Raw genomic sequence first — 2,017 nt, 5'->3', positions numbered from 1 at the left:
TGGTGCGACCGGCTGATCGCCGGCTGGCGGCTGCAGGGCGAGGCGCCCAAGCCCTATGCGGCGGGTAGCTGGGGGCCCCTGTCTTCGATTGCACTGATCACCCGCGACGGGAGGAGCTGGTATGGCGATTTCTGATTTCGCCTGGCGGCGGCCCGCCTCGGCTGAATCCGCGGCCTGCCTCGCCAATCAAGACAGCGCCATCTTCAGTCCGTCCGGTCGACGAACGTTCCGTGCCATGCCGATTTGTGCCCTGTTTCCGTATTCCCTCGCTATTTACCGGTGCTTGTAAGCCCGAAGGATCAACCGATATGAGCAGCATCCAGAACAACAAGCCGACAACTCCCCAGAGCGTGCCGAGCATGGCCGACAAGGTCGCCCTGATCGATCGGCTGTGCGAGCAAGCCCGCATCCTTCCCGTCATCACCATCGAGCGCGAGGCGGACATCCTGCCGTTGGCCGATGCCCTGGCCGCCGGCGGCCTGCGCACCCTGGAGGTCACCCTGCGCTCCGAGCACGGCCTGACCGCCATCCGTGTGCTGCGCGAAGTGCGCCCGGAGCTCTGCGTCGGTGCCGGCACCGTGCTCGACGAGGCGATGCTGGACGACGCCGTGGCAGCAGGCGCGCAGTTCATCGTCACCCCCGGCAGCACGCCCGAACTGCTGCAGGCCGGCGTGCGCTGCCCGGTGCCCCTGCTGCCGGGCATCGGCAGCGCCTCGGAAATCATGCTCGGCTACGCCCTGGGCTACCGCCGCTTCAAGCTGTTCCCCGCCGAGATTTCCGGCGGCATCCCGGCGCTGAAGGCGCTCGGCGGGCCTTTCGGCAACGTCCGTTTCTGCCCCACTGGCGGCGTCAACCCGAGCAACGTCAAGAACTACATGGCGCAGCCCAACGTGATGTGCGTGGGCGGCACTTGGATGCTGGACAGCGCCTGGATGCGCGAAGGCGACTGGCAGCGCATTCAGCAGACCAGCGCCGAGGCCCTGCAACTGTTGGGTTGACCGGCGCGGCCGGAGATTTTTCCGCTTGCCCGCTTTTGCATAGAAAGTTCCCCTGGAGGACTCTACAAGATGCTGCGAAGAACAAAGATCGTCGCCACCCTCGGCCCAGCCACTGAAACCCCCGAAGCCATCGAAGGCCTGATCCAGGCCGGTGTCGACGTGGTGCGCCTGAACTTCTCCCACGGCAAGGCCGAGGAACACATGGCCCGCGCCGCCCTGGTCCGCGAGATGGCCGCCAAGCACGGGCGCTTCGTCGCCATCCTCGCCGACCTGCAGGGGCCGAAGATCCGCATCTCGCGCTTCGCCGAAGGCAAGGTCCAGCTGCAGAAGGGCCAGCAGTTCGTCCTCGACGCGGCGCTGGACAAGAACGCCGGCGATGCGACCCGCGTGGGCATCGACTACGAGGCGTTGATCAACGACAGCCAGCCCGGCGACATCCTCCTGCTCGACGACGGGCGCATCGTGCTCAAGGCCCTGAAGGTCGAGGGCAGCCAGCTGATCTGCGAGGTGCTGGTCGGCGGTCCGCTGTCCAACAACAAGGGCATCAACCGCAAGGGCGGCGGCCTGTCCGCCTCGGCCCTGACCGAGAAGGACTGCCAGGACATCAAGACCGCCGCGAGCATGCAGGTCGACTACCTGGCCGTGTCCTTCCCGCGCGATGCCGCCGACATGCAGCACGCCCGCCGGCTGATGCAGGAAGCCGGCGGCTCGGCCGGCCTGGTCGCCAAGATCGAGCGCGCCGAGGCGGTGGCCGATCAGCAGGCGCTCGACGCGATCATCCTCGCCTCCGAGGCGGTGATGGTGGCCCGCGGCGACCTGGGGGTGGAGATCGGCGACGCCGAGCTGGTCGGCGTGCAGAAGCTGATCATCGAGCGGGCGCGGGTGCTCAACCGGGCGGTGATCACCGCCACGCAGATGATGGAGACCATGATCACCCAGTCGCTGCCGACCCGCGCCGAGGTGTTCGACGTGGCCAACGCGGTGCTCGACGGTACCGACGCGGTGATGCTCTCGGCCGA

The 2,017-nt window shown here is 67.5% G+C and carries 2 protein-coding genes; both read left to right on the top strand.

Annotated features, from left to right (window positions below; genetic code table 11):
- The first annotated feature begins 308 nt into the window (after nucleotides 1-308).
- Nucleotides 309-998 (top strand): bifunctional 4-hydroxy-2-oxoglutarate aldolase/2-dehydro-3-deoxy-phosphogluconate aldolase, encoded by a 690-nt coding sequence (locus ACYVD0_RS22855; protein WP_460428927.1) that lies wholly within the window; start codon nucleotides 309-311, stop codon nucleotides 996-998.
- A 69-nt stretch (nucleotides 999-1,067) separates the two neighbouring features.
- Nucleotides 1,068-2,017: pyruvate kinase (gene pyk / locus ACYVD0_RS22850; RefSeq protein WP_460428926.1), on the top strand; the 950-nt coding region annotated here is incomplete at its 3' end.

This window comes from Azotobacter armeniacus, assembly GCF_054779355.1.
This window is presented reverse-complemented; position numbering and strand designations above follow the sequence as displayed.